Below are 14,610 nucleotides of genomic sequence, written 5' to 3' on the forward strand. Positions count from 1 at the left end.
GTCAGTCTCGCGTCACACGCAGCAGTTCGGCGCGCGAGGTGATGCCGGCCTGCACCAGCCGTTCGCCGTCGGCGCGCATCGAGCGCAGGCCGCCGCGTTCGGCCGCGGTGAAGATCTGGCTCTCGGGGGCACGGCTGTGGATCAGCGACTGCACGGCCTCGTCGGCCACCAGCAGTTCGAAGATGCCGGTACGGCCCTGGTAGCCGGTCTGGCCGCAGGCGTCGCAGCCCACGGGCGCGGCCTCGCCGTTCTCCGAGCGCGTGGCGCAGGTCGGGCACAGCTGGCGCACCAGCCGCTGCGCGAGCACACCCAGCAGCGAGGAGCTCAGCAGGAAGGGCTCGACACCCATGTCGGTGAGCCGGGTGACGGCGCTGACCGCATCGTTGGTGTGCAGCGTGGCGAGCACCAGATGGCCGGTGAGTGAGGCCTGGATCGCGATCTGTGCGGTCTCGAAGTCGCGGATTTCGCCGATCATGATCACGTCCGGGTCCTGTCGCAGGATCGCGCGCAGGGCCTTGGCGAAGGTCAGGTCGATCTTGGCGTTGACCTGCGTCTGGCCGACACCGGCCAGCTCGTACTCGATCGGGTCTTCGACCGTCATGATGTTGCTGCGCGTGGCGTCGAGCCGCGCCAGCGCCGAGTACAGCGTGGTGGTCTTGCCCGAGCCGGTCGGGCCGGTCACGAGGATGATGCCGTGCGGCTGCGCGATCAGGGTCTCGAAGCGCGACAGCGTGTCGCCCAGCATGCCCACCGATTCGAGCGTGAGCTTGCTCTCGTTCTTGTCCAGCAGCCGCAGCACCGCGCGTTCGCCGTGCGCGCTGGGCAGCGTCGACACGCGCACGTCGACGGCGCGGGTGCCGATGCGCAGCGAGATGCGGCCGTCCTGCGGCAGGCGTTTCTCGGCGATGTCGAGGTCGGCCATGATCTTCAGCCGCGAGATCAGCGCGGCATGCAGCGCGCGGTTGGGCTTCACCACCTCGCGCAGCGTGCCGTCGATGCGGAAGCGCACCGACGACGTGCGCTCGTAGGGTTCGATGTGGATGTCGCTCGCGCCGTCGCGCGCGGCCTGCGTGAGCAGCGCGTTGAGCATCCGGATGATGGGTGCGTCGCCGGCCGATTCCAGCAAGTCCTCGACCGCCGGCAGCTCCTGCATCATGCGCGACAGGTCGGCCTCGCCCTGCACTTCGCTGACCACGGTGGCGGCGTTCGATTCGCCGTTGGAATAGGCGGCGCTGATGCGCTGCGCCAGTTGTTCGGGGGCCAGCGGCTCGAAGGTCTTGATCGCGAAGCGGCGCGCCACCTCACCGAGCGCGCTGCGCGGCGGATCGCGCGGCATCCACAGCGTCAGGTTGCCGTCGTCCGCTTCTTCGAGAAGCAGCTGCTGGGCACGCGCGAAGGCGTAGGGGAGGGGGTAACGCATCGCCCGTCGGTGCTCAGGGAAGTTCGCGCGTGGTCGCGGGGTCGGCGGTCGGTGGCAGCGTGCCCTTGAGCGGCACGTCCTTCGGTGCGATGTAGTTGTCGATCATCGGCGGCGGGATCAGTCGCGTGCCTTCGATGCGGCGGCTGCCGTCGTTCGATTCGGGCGTCGGCTGCAGCAGCAACTGGGGCAGCAGGGGCGCCTGCGTCACGCCGCGCAGCATCACGTTGTCGGTGGCCGGCTGCGTGTTCACCTGCAGGGTGCGCAGCATGTCGTAGCGCTCGGTCGCGAGCGCCTCGCCGCTGACGCTGTCGCGCAGCACCATCGGCCGCAGGAACACCATCAGGTTGGTCTTCTTGCGGCTGCGCGTTTCACTCTTGAACAGGTTGCCGAGCACCGGGATGTCGCCCAGGCCGGGCACTTTCTCGTCGGCGCGCGCGTACTCGTCGGTCAGCAGGCCGCCGATGACGATGATGCTGCCGTCGTCCACCAGCACGCTCGATTCGATCGAGCGCTTGGAGGTCGTGGGCCCGTTGGTGTTGTTGGCGGTGCCGGCGACGACGCTCGAAACCTCCTGGAAGATGGTCATCTTGACCGTGCCGTTCTCGCTGATCTGCGGCCGCACGCGCAGCGTCAGGCCCACGTCCTTGCGTTCGACGGTCTGGAACGGGCTCACGTTGGTGCTGCTGCTGCCGGTGTTGGTGTACTGGCCGGTGACGAAGGGCACGTTCTGGCCGATCACGATCTTGGCTTCCTCGTTGTCGAGCGTCAGCAGGTTGGGCGTCGAGAGCACGTTGCCTTCGCCGTTGCTCTGGAGGAAGCGCGCCACCAGGCCCAGTGCGTTCACGCCGCCGATCCTCGTTCCCAGCCCGATGTTGAAGCCGCTCGAGGGCTGCGAGGGCACACCGCCGGCTGCCGTGGCCGCCGAAAGGTTGAAGATGTTCTGGCCCGCAAGGCTGGAGTTGGTGCCGACCGCGCCGCCGGCGCCGATGGCGGTCTGCCACTGCACGCCGAATTCGGCTGCCTTGTCGGCGTTGACTTCGACGATCAGGCTTTCGACCATCACCTGCGCACGGCGGCTGTCGAGCTTGTCGATCACCGCGCGCAGCTGGCGGTATTGCGGCTCGGGCGCCGAGATGATCAGCGAGTTGGTCGAGGGGTCGGCCTGGATCTGGCCGCCGGTCGAAGGCTGATTGGCGTTGTTGAGCGGCGTGGTGGCCGCGGCGCTGGTGGCGCCGCCGGTCTGGCTGGTGGTGCCGGTCTGGCCCACGGTCTGCGGGTTGGTGGCGCTGCCCAGCGTGCCGGCCGCGCCCGAATTGCCGCCGGTGCCGCGGGCATCGGTCGCCATGGCCGCGCGCAGCGTGGTGGCGAGCCGCACCGCATCGGCGTTCTTCAGATACACCACGTAGATGTTGCCGGCGGCGCCGTTGCCGTTGTCGAAGGCCGGGCGATCGAGCTTGTCGACCAGCGTGCGCACCAGCTGGACGCGGGCCGGGTTGGCGGCGCGCAGGATCAGCGCGTTGCTGCGCGGGTCGGCGACCAGCGTGGTGCGGAAGGTGGCGTCGACCGTGCCGGGCGCGGCGCCCGCCGGGCCGGTGGCGCTGCCGCCTTCGATCAGCCGCGTGATCAGCGGCACCATGTCGGTGGCCACGGAATGGCGCAGCGGGATCACCTCGATGTCCGACGCGTTGGGCACGTCGAGCGAGGCCACGATGCGCGCCAGGCGCTGCATGTTCTCGGCGTAGTCGGTGATCACCAGCGAGTTGTTGCCGGGGTTCACGTTGATGGTGTTGTTCGGCGCGATCAGCGGGCGCAGCACCGGCAGCAGGTTGTTGGCGGCCTCGTAGTTGAGCTTGAAGACCTGCGTGACGATCTGGTTGCCGCTCATGCGGGCCGCGGCGCCGGTGGAGCTGACCACGGTGCTGCTCTGCAGCTTGGCGTCGGCTTCGGGCACGATCTTGTAGAGCCCGTCGGCTTCGACGATCGCGAAGCCCTGCAGCCGCAGGGCCGCGGCGAACTGGTTGAAGGCGGCGGCGGGCGGGATCGCGCGGTCGGTCTGCAGGCTGATCGTGCCCTTGACGCGCGGATCGACCACCACGTCGCGGCCGGTGATCACGGCCATGGTGCGTGCCACCGATTCGATTTCGGCGCTGCTGAAGTTCAGCGTGATCGGTTCGCCGCGCCGCGGCGCGCCGTCCTGCGCAAAAGCCGAGGGAAGGCAGGCGGTCATCAGGACCTGTGCCGCGAGTGCGACAAGGCCGAGGCGCATGCCGTGAGAAGACAGATGCTTCATGGTCAACCCAGTGTGATGAGCGAGCGCGTGCCTTGGCGCCGCCCGATGATGTTCAACAAATTCGAAAGCGCGTCTTCGCGGCCCGGGGCCGCACTGGCCTCGCCGTCGAAGCGCATCGCGGTGCCGTTCCAGCGGCCGCTGCCGCTGAGCACGAGGCTGCCTTCGCGGGTGGTCAGCAGCAGGCTCGGCGCGGGTCCGCCTTCTACGGTGATGCGGTAGCTGCCCATCGGGCGCAGCGTGGAGAGGCTCGACGAGATGTCGGTGGCGTCGAGCGTGGCCCGGCCCGCGAGTCCGAGCGTCTGGCCCTTGAGTTCCATGGTGAAGGCTTGCGTCGACAGTTCGAGCATGCCCTCGGGCTTGAGCGTGTTCCAGGGCGCACCGAAGCCGCTCAGCATGGCTGCGGGCCAGTTCGAGCGACCGTCGCTCCAGGCGAGCTGCGCACCGCCGGCGCGGGGCCGGACCTGCAGGCGCAGCGGTTGCGGCGCACAGCAGGGCAGTGTGAATGCGGCGTTGACGGCGCCCCAGCCCGGACGCAGCGTCCAGCTCAGCGTGCCGGGCAGCGAGATCGATTCGGCGCCGCGCCCGCCGCTGGAAAACACCACGCCGGCGTTGCCATTCCAGACCGTGCCGCGCGCGTTGATCAGCTGCAGCTGGTTGCCGCTGGCCTGAGCCAGCGCAGCGGCCAGCCAGCGTGCCGGGGCATAGAAGGCCAGCGTCGCGACCGCGCCCAGCAGCGCACCGACGAGCGCCCAGCGCCATCCGGCGGTGGGCGGTGCGAGGGATGCGGAGCGGGGTGCCATGCGGAGCGGCCTCATTGCGCGGGCAGGTTCATGACCAGCGTGCCGTCCCAGCGCACGAGGGCGTCGGCCGGGGCGGGTGCGGCGGCGGGCGCGCTGCTGGAGCCGCGCGCCGCGGGTGCCACACCGGCCTGCGAGCGTGTCAGGTGCACTTCACGCGGCACCGCGCGGGCATTGCCGCGCGCCTGGGCCAGCCATTGCGCGAGGCCGTCGGCCGAGGTGCCGCGCAGCGTGACCAGCACGCCTTCGCCGGCACCGGCGACCTGCATCTGCGCATTGCTGCCGAGGCTTTGCTGCACCGAGGACTCGATGGCGCGCAAGGCTTCGTCGCGGTTGGCACGGGGTTGCGACTGCAGGGCCTTGGCCTGGATCTGCAGCGCGCTCATGCGCTGCAGCTGTGCGTCGAGTTCGGCGTGGGCCGCCGGTGCGGTGGACAGCGTGCGCAGGGCCGGTGCCAGCCCCACCCACCAGAGCAGCGCCAGCAGCACCAGCGCGACCATGGCCTGGACCAGGCGTTGTTCGCGCACGGCGAGCGCCGGCCACCAGGCCTCCCAGCGGGCCTGCAGTTTGTCGATCCACGCGCTCATCGTTGGGCCTCCGCCTGGACCAGCAGCAGGTCGCCTTCGCTGCGTGCGCTGTAGCCGCGCGAGGTCAGTGTGGCCGACAGGGCATTGGTTTCCGACATGCCCAGGGCCAGGCCGCGCAGGCGCAGCTGGCCGCCGCTGTAGTCGACGGCGGTGGGCACGCGGCCGGCCGGCAGGCTCGTGGCCAGCGCGCCCAGCATGGGCTCGAGATCGGCCGGCGAGACGCCGCCGGTGGCCTGCTGCAGCGTGGCCACCTCGCGAGCCATCTGCAGCTGGGGTTCGTAGATCGGGACCGACGGAAAGGTCTGGGCCAGGATGGTCCGGATCGCACCGCGTTTGGCCTCGAGCGCACGGCGCTCCTTCCAGGCCCAGGCGTTCACGCCGATGAGTTGTGCGGCCAGCAGCAGCAACACGCCCCAGCGCGCGGCGCGCCACTGCGGGCCGCGCCACAGCGCCTGCACGATCGCGCCGAGCTGCTTGCCGGCGCGCGCGCGGCCGGTGGAAGCCAGGTCGAATTGCGCCAGGTCCCAGCCGGATTGCGCGGCCTGCAGCCAGCGCTCGGCCGGCTTGGTGATAGGCAGCCGGTGCGCCAGCAGGTCGTCCGCCAGTTCGGCCACGGCCGGTTCGGCCGATGCGATCGTGTCTTCGGGCAGCGTGCCCAGCGCGGTGACGCCGGCGGGCGCGAGCGGCAGCGTGAGCACGCCCTGGCCGTCGCACAGCGTGAGCAGCGCGTTGTCGGGTTGACCGGTGGCGAACAGCTGCGCGGGAGCGCCCGCGGGTTGAGGCACGAACTCGGGAACGATGCGGTTGACCCGGTGGCCCGAGCTTTCGAGTGACTGGACCGCGCTGCGCAGCCAGGCCTTGTTGCAGGCCGCGACCCACACCGGCTTGCCGGCGGCCGCGTCGGGCTCGAGGGCGAAATGCAGGCTCTCGGGTTCCTCGAGCAGGCGGTCTTCGAGCAGGCCGTTGAGCACGGCGCGCAGGCGCGAACTGCTGCTCAGGCTCCCCTGCGGCAGCGTCACCTGGTGCCAGGACAGCGTGGTCGCGGGCAGCGCCAGAACGAGCTCGTCGCTGGTGGGCAGCAGGGCCGGCAGCGCACTGCCTTCGCCGCGCGCCTTGCGGCCATCGGCAGACCACATCGCCCAGCCGTACTCGCCACCGGGGGGCGCGGGTGGGGGGGGAAGGGTGACGATGAGCAAGGGCATAACGGCGAAAGAGGGCTATTGTAGGAGAGGGTCGAACGCGATTGCTATGGACTTCATAGCGATCGATTCAGCGCCGGTGCGTGCTCGCGGGGCTTTTAGTTGATCTTTGTGTCAGCACGTTTAACGTGTCACCTTGTCCGTTGGCAACATCGCCCCGGCGCCACGTTCGCGCCAGAGGATGGTGAGTTCCATGCCGTTGCGCTTCACCAGGGAATGCTCGTCCACCCAGTGGCGATCGAGCCGCAGCCGACCGTGCACCTCGAAGAAGTTGGTGCGCGCTGCATGCTGCCCATCGGGGAACTGCGCCGAGCCCATGAAGGGCTTGGCATCGGGCAGGCCACGAAATGCGTCGCTTGCGCGGCGGGTCACCAGACGCTGGGCGCCGGCGAGGTCGAGCTCCGGAATGCTGGCATACAAGGCCTCGGCGCTGGCCGTGTTGATGTTGAGCGGGGTGCGTTCCGGCAGCACCGTGACGTACGGCTCGATCACCGCCACCGTGGCGGGCGACACGCCGAGCCAGACCAGCTGCGACACCTGCTGCGGAATCAGGGGCTTGTCGGAATCGTCCGTGGCTGTAGTGACCGGCGTGCCGCCGTTCGGGGCGGGGACGACCGGTGGCGGGTTGGCGCGTTGCAACGCCGTGGTCAGGGTGGCGACCTCCTGCGGCGGCAGGCTCAGCAGTCCGAACAGCTTGGTGAAGGCCGCGACGGCCGCGGGCACCGGCTTGCCGGCATCGACCAGGTTCATCACGTTGAGTTTGGACTGCGCATCCACGATGCGGCCCGACAGGAAGGCATCGGGCAGACCTTCCAGCGCGTCGCTCGAGACGTTCTTGTCGCCCGCGAGGAAGCTCGACAGGCGCGCTTCCTCGAGCGGCAGCGCCCAGGGCTCGCCCAGGTTGTCGCTGACGGCGCTGCGACCGTCCTCGCGCAGGATCAGGCGCGACCAGTCGAGGGCGCCGATCAGCACCCACGAAGCCTGGACCCGCGCGCGTTCGGCCGCCTCGACCTCGGTGGCGCGCCATTGCTGCCACAACGCCGCGGCGGCGAAGGTGGCCACCAGCGTGACCGTCAGCATCGCGGCCAGCAGGGCGGCGCCGGCCTGCCGGCCCGCGGTGAAGGTGCGGCGCGTGCTCATGTCTTGGGCGTTGCCGCGGTCGGGCGGACCCAGTCGCGGGTCAGCGTGCCGGTCAGGGAGGCGCCGGGCGGCAACTGCAGCACCAGGCGGATGCCCTCGGGGATCGTGGTGGTCTCGGTGCTGACCGCCTCCGTCCAGATGCCGCCCTGGAAATAGGCGAGCTGCCAGCTGGCCAGCGGGATCAGCGGCAGCGCACTGCCGCCGGACACGGCACCGTCCTGGCCCCAGGCGCCGGCGCGTTCCCAGGCCTGCTGCCATTCGGCACGGGTGACGATGGCCGGGGATTGCCAGCGCTGCCACTGTGGCGCGCCGGCCGCATCGGTGTGCAGCGCCCAGGCCACCACGTAGAGCGCGGGCAGGGTGTTGTCCGCGCTGCGGCGCGTGAGGCGCAGCACGCTGCCGTTCCAGTCGATCGGCCGCAACTGCGTCAGGGTCACCGTGGCATCGAGGTCCGTCGACCATTGCGACAGCGTGGTCTGCAGCGTCAGCACCGCGTCGCCGCGTGCCTGGGTCTGCGCCTGGGCGCGCGTCATGCCGTCGATGCCGCGCCAGCTCATCAGCGCGAGCAGCGCCATGGCCGCGATCGCGACCAGCAGCTCGATCAGCGTGAACCCGCCGGCGGTTCTTCGGGTACGCATGTCAGTAACGGCTGATCACGGTCGAGACCTGCAGCACGGAGGCGTCGGACCCGTCGCGGACCTGCACGTCGACGCGGCGGAAGTTGGGATTGAGCGTCTGCGTGGCAGAGACCGTGACCGCGAAATCGATGCCGGCCTGGCTGCACACCAGCGTGGCGGTGCCGACGGCCGGCATCTGTCGCGACAGGCGTGCCTTGACCAGTTCGTTTTCGGCGCAGAGCTGGGCCAGCATCACATCGCTCTGCCGCTGGGCATTCCGGGTCAGCGCCGACACGGCCTGCGTGCCGGCCGCCAGCGCGATGGCGACGATGGCCAGCGCGACCAGCACCTCGATCAGCGTGAAGCCGGCCGCGGCTGTTGCGACGGTTCGGCGCGTCATGGCGAGATCACTGCGAAGGGCCGCAGTCCGTCGGTGGCGATGCGCAGGCTGCGCCCCGGCGGGGCGCTGCTGGTGAGCAGCACCTGTTGCGCGGCGATGATGGGCTCGGGCCCCAGCTGGAGGCCCGAGACCGGCTGACCGTCGGCCGCGACCGGTTGCGCGCTGATGCCTTCGGCCATCCAGGTGGTGGGGAGTGCGTCCGGCGGCAAACCGTCGAAAGCGAAAGCGCCGGGGCCCTGCGGTGTGGGCCGCCAGCGCACCACGGCACCGCTGGCCCGCGATTGGGCCCGAGCGGATTCAAGCAGCGCCGAGAGCCGGTCGGCTTCGCGCTCGAGCGAGGCTTGCCCGGAGTCGCGCAAGGCCAGGCCGACGCCGGCGGTGGCCATGGCGATGATGGCGATCACCACCAGCAATTCGAGCAGCGTGAAGCCGAGGTGGCGTGCAGGCGCTCGGGCGTTGCGCGGCGAGGTGTGCTTACTGCCAGCTGCCGACGTCGGCATTGTTGCCCTCCCCGCCGGGCTGACCGTCGGCGCCCAGCGAGAGCACGTCAATCTCACCCTTGATGCCAGGGTTCAGGTACTGGTAGGGGCGGCCCCAGGGGTCGTTGGGCAGCTTCTCGACGTAGGGCTTCCAGTTCGGGGCGGCGGGGCCGGCGGTGGGGCGCGTCACCAGGGCCTGCAGGCCTTGCTCGGCCGTCGGATAGCGCTGGTTGTCCAAGCGGTACAGCTTGAGCGCCTGCATGATGTTGTTGACGTCGGTCTTGGCGGCGGTGGCGCGCGCGTCGTCGGCACGGCCGATCACGTTGGGCACGATCAGCGCGGCGAGCACGCCGATGATGACCAGCACCACCATCAGTTCGATCAGCGTGAAGCCGCGCTGCAGGGCGCGTGCGGAAGGGCTGCGGTAGGAGGGCATGGGAAAAGTATCGGTCGTTGACATGAAGGGAGTGCGCCGCTGAATGATAATCCGCCCATGTCGCCTCTCTACGCATCTCCTCGCTGGCCGGCCGCCACCACGACGCTCGGGGTGTGGGGACTGGCCGCGGCCAGTGTGGTGTTCTGGGGGCTGCGGCTGGCGGCGCCCGCCGACGGGCTGGCTCCGCCCCCGGTGTCTGGGGTGCCGGTCGCGACGATCGATACCGCTGCGGTGGCGCAGCTGTTCGGCGCGCCTTCGGACAAGACGGCGGTTGTCGCCGCGACGCCGCAGGCGGCCAGCCGTTTCGCCTTGCTGGGCGTGGTGGCCGACAGTGCCCGGCAGGGCGCCGCGCTGATCGCCGTCGACGGCAAGCCTGCGCGGCCCTACCGCGTGGGCAGCCAGTTGGTCGACGGCTATGTGCTGCAATCGGTGGGCGTGCGCAGCGCTGCTCTGGGCGGCAGCGTCGGCTCGGCCACGGCGATCACGCTGCAGCTGCCGGTGCGTCCCCTGGCGCTCCCGGCGCCGCTCACGCCCGTGACCGCGGGTAACAGCTGAGACGATTCGCTCAGGCCTGCAGAAACAGCCGGTAGACCGGATTGGCGGTCTCTTCCACGAAGGGGTAGCCCAGCGTCTTCAGGAAGTCGTCGAAGGCCGCGTGGTCGGTGGTGGGCACCTGCAGACCCACCAGGATGCGACCGTAGTCGGCGCCCTGGTTGCGGTAGTGGAACAGGCTGATGTTCCAGTTGGGCCGCATCATGCTGAGGAATTTCAACAAGGCACCCGGCCGCTCCGGGAACACGAAGCGCAGCAGCCGTTCGTCGTGGGCCAGGCCGGTGCGGCCGCCCACCATGTGGCGGATGTGCTCCTTGGCCAGTTCGTCGTGCGTCAGGTCGATGGCGGCGAAGCCGTGGGCCTCGAACGTGCCCGCGATGGTCGTGGACTCGCCGCGCACGGTGGTCGTCAAACCGACGAACACATGCGCTTCCTGGGTGTCGCTGATGCGGTAGTTGAATTCGGTCACGTTGCGTGATGCGCCCGGCAGCGCGCTGACCAGTTCGCAGAAGCGGCGGAAGCTGCCGCGCGCCTCGGGGATGGTCACGGCGAACAGCGCCTCGCGCTCCTCGCCGACCTCGGCGCGTTCGGCCACGAAGCGCAGCCGATCGAAGTTCATGTTCGCGCCGCACAGGATCGCCGCGTAGGTCTCGCCGCGCTTGCCGTGACGCTCGACATATTCCTTGATCGCGGCCACGGCCAGCGCGCCGGCCGGCTCGACGATGCTGCGGGTGTCGATGAACACGTCCTTGATGCCGGCGCAGACGGCGTCGGTGTCGACGGTGATGAATTCGTCGACCAGGTCGCGCGCGATGCGGAAGGTCTCCTCGCCCACCAGCTTGACGGCGGTGCCGTCCGAGAACAGGCCGACATCGGACAGCGTCACGCGTTCATCCGCCGCGACCGACTGCATCATCGCGTCGGAGTCGTTCATCTGCACGCCGATCACCTTGATCTCGGGGCGCACGGCCTTGATGTAGTTGGCCACGCCCGAGATCAGGCCGCCGCCGCCGATGGCGACGAACACCGCATCGAGCGGGCCCTGGTGCTGGCGCAGGATCTCCATCGCGATGGTGCCTTGCCCGGCGATCACGTCCGGATCGTCGAAGGGGTGGACGAAGGTCAGGCCCTGTGCGGCCTGCAGCTCCAGCGCGTGGCCGTAGGCATCGGAGTAGCTGTCGCCGAACAGCGCGACCTCGCCGCCGAGCGCGCGCACCGCATCGATCTTGAGCTGGGGCGTGGTGACCGGCATCACGACGACGGCGCGTGTGCCGAGGGTGCGGGCGCTCAACGCCACGCCTTGCGCATGGTTGCCGGCCGAGGCGCAGATCACGCCGCTGGCGAGTTGCGCGGGGCTGAGCTTGGCCATCTTGTTGTAGGCCCCGCGCAGCTTGAAGCTGAACACCGGCTGCTGGTCTTCGCGCTTCAGGAGGACGGTGTTGCCGATGCGTGCGCTCAAGGCGCGGGCGGGCTCGAGGGCCGATTCCACCGCGACGTCGTAGACGCGAGCGGTCAGGATCTTCTTGAGGTAATCGGCGGGCGTCAGCGGGGGTGTGGTCTGTGGCATGGAGTACCGATGATAGTTTTCCCCTGCGCTGCCCTCCAAAACCGGTCAGGCCATCCCAGGGACACCGCGGAACTGGCTTTGCCAGGCCGCTGGTGTCGCCCCCTTGAGGGGGAAGGCGAAGCGACACGCAGTGCGCGAGCCTTCGGGGGGGAGCCAAGTGCTACCGCGGAACTGGCTTTGCCAGGCCGCCGGTGTCGCCCCCTTGAGGGGGAGGCGCTGAAAGCGCTTCGGGGGTGGGCCTGCTGCCCCTTGAGGGGGAAGCGCTGAAAGCGCATCGGGGTGGGGGCAGCCTCAAGAAAAAAGCCCCGAGTCTTGCGACTCGGGGCTAAATCCACCAATTGAGAGGGTGGAGGAGACAACCGGTGCACACAAGGTCGTGTGCGATGAAATAAAGTATATCGGTTGTTTGCTGCATTGCAACAAGCAGTGATGCTTTTCCCACACAAATCGGACCGCCACCGTGATTTTTAGACGGTAGCCCCTACTTTTTCGGAGTTTTGAGACATGGAATGCACAGTCAGCTGGACCGGCAACGCGGGCACGCGATCGGCCATGGGCTTCGTGGCGGAAACCGGCAGCGGTCACGTCCTCACGATGGACGGTGCCCCCGATGCGGCCAAGCCGCAGAACGGCGGGCAGAACCTCGCGCCACGCCCCATGGAAACGGTGCTCGCCGGCACCGGCGGCTGCACGGCGTACGACGTGGTGCTGATCCTCAAGCGCGGCCGCCATGCGGTGGAGGGCTGCAGCGTCAAGCTGACCAGCGAGCGGGCCGAAACCGATCCCAAGGTGTTCACCAAGATCCACATGCACTTCACCGTGACCGGCAAGGGCATTCCGGCGGCCGCCGTGGAGCGTGCCATCGCCCTGAGCCACGACACCTACTGCTCCGCCAGCATCATGCTGGGCAAGATGGCCGAGATCACGACCAGTTTCGATCTGATCGAGCGCTGAGCGAAGGCCGTAGCGTCAGATCCGGTGCGCCACCGTGGTCATGACCCGGGAGGCGGCCCGCATCAGCAGCTTCGCCGGCGCCGGCAGGTCGGTGGCACCGGCGTCCCAGGCCTGGGCGGCGTGGCGCGCCTCGTCCAGCTTCATCTGCGTCACCACGGCCCGTGATGCGGTGTCGCCTGCGGGCAAGCGGCCCAGGTGGCTGTCGAGGTGCGCCTCGACCTGCCGCTCGGTTTCAGCCACGAAGCCGAGGCTCAACGGGTCGCCCGCACGCCCGGCCAGCAGGCCCAGCCCGAAGGCGCCGGCATACCAGAGCGGGTTCAGCCACGAGGGCCGGGCACCCAGCGCGTCCAGACGCTCGCGGGTCCAGGCCAGATGATCGGTTTCTTCCTGTGCGGCCTCCATGAAGTGCGCGCGCAGGACCGGATCACGTGTCGATGCCGCCTGCGCCGTATAGAGCGCCTGGGCGCACACCTCGCCCACATGGTTCACGCGCATCAGTGCACCGGCGTCCTTGCGCTGCGCCGGCGTCAATTCCGTGGGCGGGGTGTCGGGCGTGGGCGTGGCGCGGGCGGCATGCGGTTTGGCGAAAAGGGTACGCAAGGCCGAGTCGGCGGCCACGAGGAAGGGGTCGATGGAGCGAAGCATCCGGCCATTCTGACGCGCCGAGGGCGCGTGCCGCGAGGCATCGACCGCTTTTCACATGGCGAGGTTTCGAAGGCTGGAGCTGCTTTGTTGCATCCTTGCAACGAAAGGCGCGGCTCAGTCGACATTTCGGGTGAATTCTTTTGCCCTGCCGCGGAGGGTCTGGTGCAATAGCAACAACTTCCCAAAAGGAGGTTGGCCCGGGGTCCGGTGGGAGCGCAAAGTGTTCAGCACAGCGTTCTCTCTGCACCGGAGCCCTATGTTTAACCTTGGAGAAACTCGCAATGAAAAAATCCCTAGTTGCTCTGGCTGTTCTGGCTGCTGCCGGTGTTGCCTCGGCCCAGTCTTCGGTCACCCTGTTCGGTATCGTCGACGCTTCGGTCAGCCACTACTCGGTCAAGGATGGCCAAAGCCAAACCGTGCTGGGCAACGGCGGCTACAACTCCAGCCGTCTGGGCTTCCGCGGCACCGAAGACCTCGGTGGCGGCCTGGCTGCTGGTTTCTGGCTCGAAGCTCCGCTGTCGAACGACGACGGCAGCCAAGTGCGCGCCTTCAACTTCACGCGTCGTTCGACCGTGAGCCTGTCGGGTGGTTTCGGTGAAATCCGTCTCGGCCGTGACTACACGCCGACCTTCTGGAACGACACCGTGTTCGATCCGTTCGGCACCAACGGTTCCGGCACCAACCTGATCTCGACCATCCACAACGCTGGTGGCCTGATCGGTGGCGTGCCCGCAGGTTCGCTGACCGACGCCAACTACGTCCGCGCCAGCAACACCATCGGCTACTTCCTGCCGCCGAACCTGGGTGGTTTCTACGGTCAAGTGCAACTCGGCCTGGACGAACAAGTCCACAACGACGTGGGCTTCAACAGCAAGGCTGGCCGTTACACCGGCGGTCGCATCGGCTACGCCAACGGCCCGCTGGACGTCGCTCTGGCTTACGCTCAGAGCAAGACCTTCAACTCGGCTACCACGTCGGTTGACGTGAACACGCTGAACCTCGGCGCTTCGTACGACTTCGGCGTCGTCAAGCTCTTCGCTGAAGCGTCGCGCGTCCAGAACGACATCCAGCAAACCGGTCTGGCTGACACCGATGCCAATGCCAACGGCTTCCTGATCGGCGCTACCGCTCCGGTCGGTGCTGGCCTGATCCGCGCTTCGTACTCGATCGTCAAGCTCGACGTCGACGGCGTGTCGGCTGATCCGAAGGCTCAGAAGTTCGCACTGGGCTACGTGCACAACCTGTCGAAGCGCACGGCTCTGTACGCTACGGTTGCTCACGTGTCCAACAAGAACGGCGCAGCCTTCACGACCTACCCGGGCGGCAACGCTGTGACCGGCATCGCTGGTTCGGCGAACAAGAGCTCGAACGGCTACGACTTCGGTATCCGTCACTCGTTCTAATCCCTCGCTGGCCTCTGGCCAGCTTGGTTGAAAGAACTCAAAGCCGCCCGGCGCAAGTCGGGCGGCTTTTTCATTGTCGGATCGTGCGCAGCACGGGATCGTGGCATCCCAAATCGGTGCACGC

Annotated in this window: 15 protein-coding genes; 3 read left to right on the top strand and 12 right to left on the bottom strand. The window is 68.7% G+C overall.

Annotation, left to right across the window (positions count from 1 at the left end; genetic code table 11):
* Nucleotide 1: 1 nt before the first annotated feature.
* The 10 genes from gspE to gspG all read right to left on the bottom strand — a co-directional run bounded on the left by gspE (nt 2) and on the right by gspG (nt 9,365).
* Entirely contained in the window at nt 2–1,420 is a 1,419-nt protein-coding gene (gene gspE / locus ACSFBC_RS15535; protein ID WP_435511245.1) for a type II secretion system ATPase GspE, read from the bottom strand.
* 13 nt (nt 1,421–1,433) lie between these two features.
* Nucleotides 1,434–3,710: a type II secretion system secretin GspD gene (gene gspD / locus ACSFBC_RS15540; RefSeq protein ID WP_435511246.1), complete on the bottom strand. Its 2,277-nt coding sequence runs from the start codon at nt 3,708–3,710 to the stop codon at nt 1,434–1,436.
* A gap of 2 nt (nt 3,711–3,712) precedes the next feature.
* A complete protein-coding gene (gene gspN, locus ACSFBC_RS15545) occupies nt 3,713–4,510 on the bottom strand; it encodes a type II secretion system protein N (protein ID WP_435511247.1) in 798 nt (265 codons plus the stop codon).
* An 11-nt stretch (nt 4,511–4,521) separates the two neighbouring features.
* Entirely contained in the window at nt 4,522–5,094 is a 573-nt protein-coding gene (gene gspM / locus ACSFBC_RS15550) for a type II secretion system protein GspM (RefSeq protein ID WP_435511248.1), read from the bottom strand.
* A complete protein-coding gene (gene gspL / locus ACSFBC_RS15555) occupies nt 5,091–6,296 on the bottom strand; it encodes a type II secretion system protein GspL (protein ID WP_435511249.1) in 1,206 nt (401 codons plus the stop codon). The genes gspM and gspL overlap by 4 nt, the downstream gene beginning before the upstream one ends.
* Before the next feature lie 120 nt (nt 6,297–6,416).
* The gene (gspK, locus tag ACSFBC_RS15560) at nt 6,417–7,433 is read right to left on the bottom strand and encodes a type II secretion system minor pseudopilin GspK (protein WP_435511250.1); all 1,017 of its coding nucleotides are present in this window, start codon (nt 7,431–7,433) and stop codon (nt 6,417–6,419) included.
* Complete coding sequence (locus tag ACSFBC_RS15565) at nt 7,430–8,071, bottom strand: PulJ/GspJ family protein (protein WP_435511251.1); 642 nt, start codon at nt 8,069–8,071, stop codon at nt 7,430–7,432. The genes gspK and ACSFBC_RS15565 overlap by 4 nt, the downstream gene beginning before the upstream one ends.
* A gap of 1 nt (nt 8,072) precedes the next feature.
* Entirely contained in the window at nt 8,073–8,450 is a 378-nt protein-coding gene (gene gspI, locus ACSFBC_RS15570; RefSeq protein WP_435511252.1) for a type II secretion system minor pseudopilin GspI, read from the bottom strand.
* Entirely contained in the window at nt 8,447–8,950 is a 504-nt protein-coding gene (locus ACSFBC_RS15575) for a prepilin-type N-terminal cleavage/methylation domain-containing protein (protein WP_435511253.1), read from the bottom strand. The genes gspI and ACSFBC_RS15575 overlap by 4 nt, the downstream gene beginning before the upstream one ends.
* Nucleotides 8,925–9,365, bottom strand: a complete 441-nt coding sequence (gene gspG, locus ACSFBC_RS15580; protein ID WP_435511254.1) for a type II secretion system major pseudopilin GspG — start codon at nt 9,363–9,365, stop codon at nt 8,925–8,927. Before gspG ends, ACSFBC_RS15575 begins: the two co-directional genes overlap by 26 nt.
* Before the next feature lie 57 nt (nt 9,366–9,422).
* Here gspG and ACSFBC_RS15585 point away from each other — a divergent pair, with 57 nt between their 5' ends.
* Nucleotides 9,423–9,920, top strand: a complete 498-nt coding sequence (locus ACSFBC_RS15585) for a type II secretion system protein N (protein ID WP_435511255.1) — start codon at nt 9,423–9,425, stop codon at nt 9,918–9,920.
* A gap of 10 nt (nt 9,921–9,930) precedes the next feature.
* Here ACSFBC_RS15585 and ilvA read toward each other — a convergent pair whose 3' ends face one another.
* A complete protein-coding gene (gene ilvA, locus ACSFBC_RS15590; protein WP_435511256.1) occupies nt 9,931–11,484 on the bottom strand; it encodes a threonine ammonia-lyase, biosynthetic in 1,554 nt (517 codons plus the stop codon).
* 504 nt (nt 11,485–11,988) lie between these two features.
* Between ilvA and ACSFBC_RS15595 the strand changes: the two genes are divergently transcribed.
* Nucleotides 11,989–12,438 (top strand): OsmC family protein, encoded by a 450-nt coding sequence (locus ACSFBC_RS15595; RefSeq protein WP_219212898.1) that lies wholly within the window; start codon nt 11,989–11,991, stop codon nt 12,436–12,438.
* Nucleotides 12,439–12,453: 15 nt separating this feature from the next.
* On the opposite strand, the gene coq7 is transcribed toward ACSFBC_RS15595, so the two are convergent.
* On the bottom strand, nt 12,454–13,083 hold the full coding sequence (gene coq7 / locus ACSFBC_RS15600; RefSeq protein ID WP_435511257.1) for a 2-polyprenyl-3-methyl-6-methoxy-1,4-benzoquinone monooxygenase: 630 nt from the start codon (nt 13,081–13,083) through the stop codon (nt 12,454–12,456).
* A 281-nt stretch (nt 13,084–13,364) separates the two neighbouring features.
* Here coq7 and ACSFBC_RS15605 point away from each other — a divergent pair, with 281 nt between their 5' ends.
* The gene (locus ACSFBC_RS15605) at nt 13,365–14,486 is read left to right on the top strand and encodes a porin (protein WP_435511258.1); all 1,122 of its coding nucleotides are present in this window, start codon (nt 13,365–13,367) and stop codon (nt 14,484–14,486) included.
* Nucleotides 14,487–14,610 lie beyond the last annotated feature (124 nt).

This window comes from Variovorax frigidus (assembly GCF_051216515.1).
Classification (GTDB): domain Bacteria; phylum Pseudomonadota; class Gammaproteobacteria; order Burkholderiales; family Burkholderiaceae_C; genus Variovorax.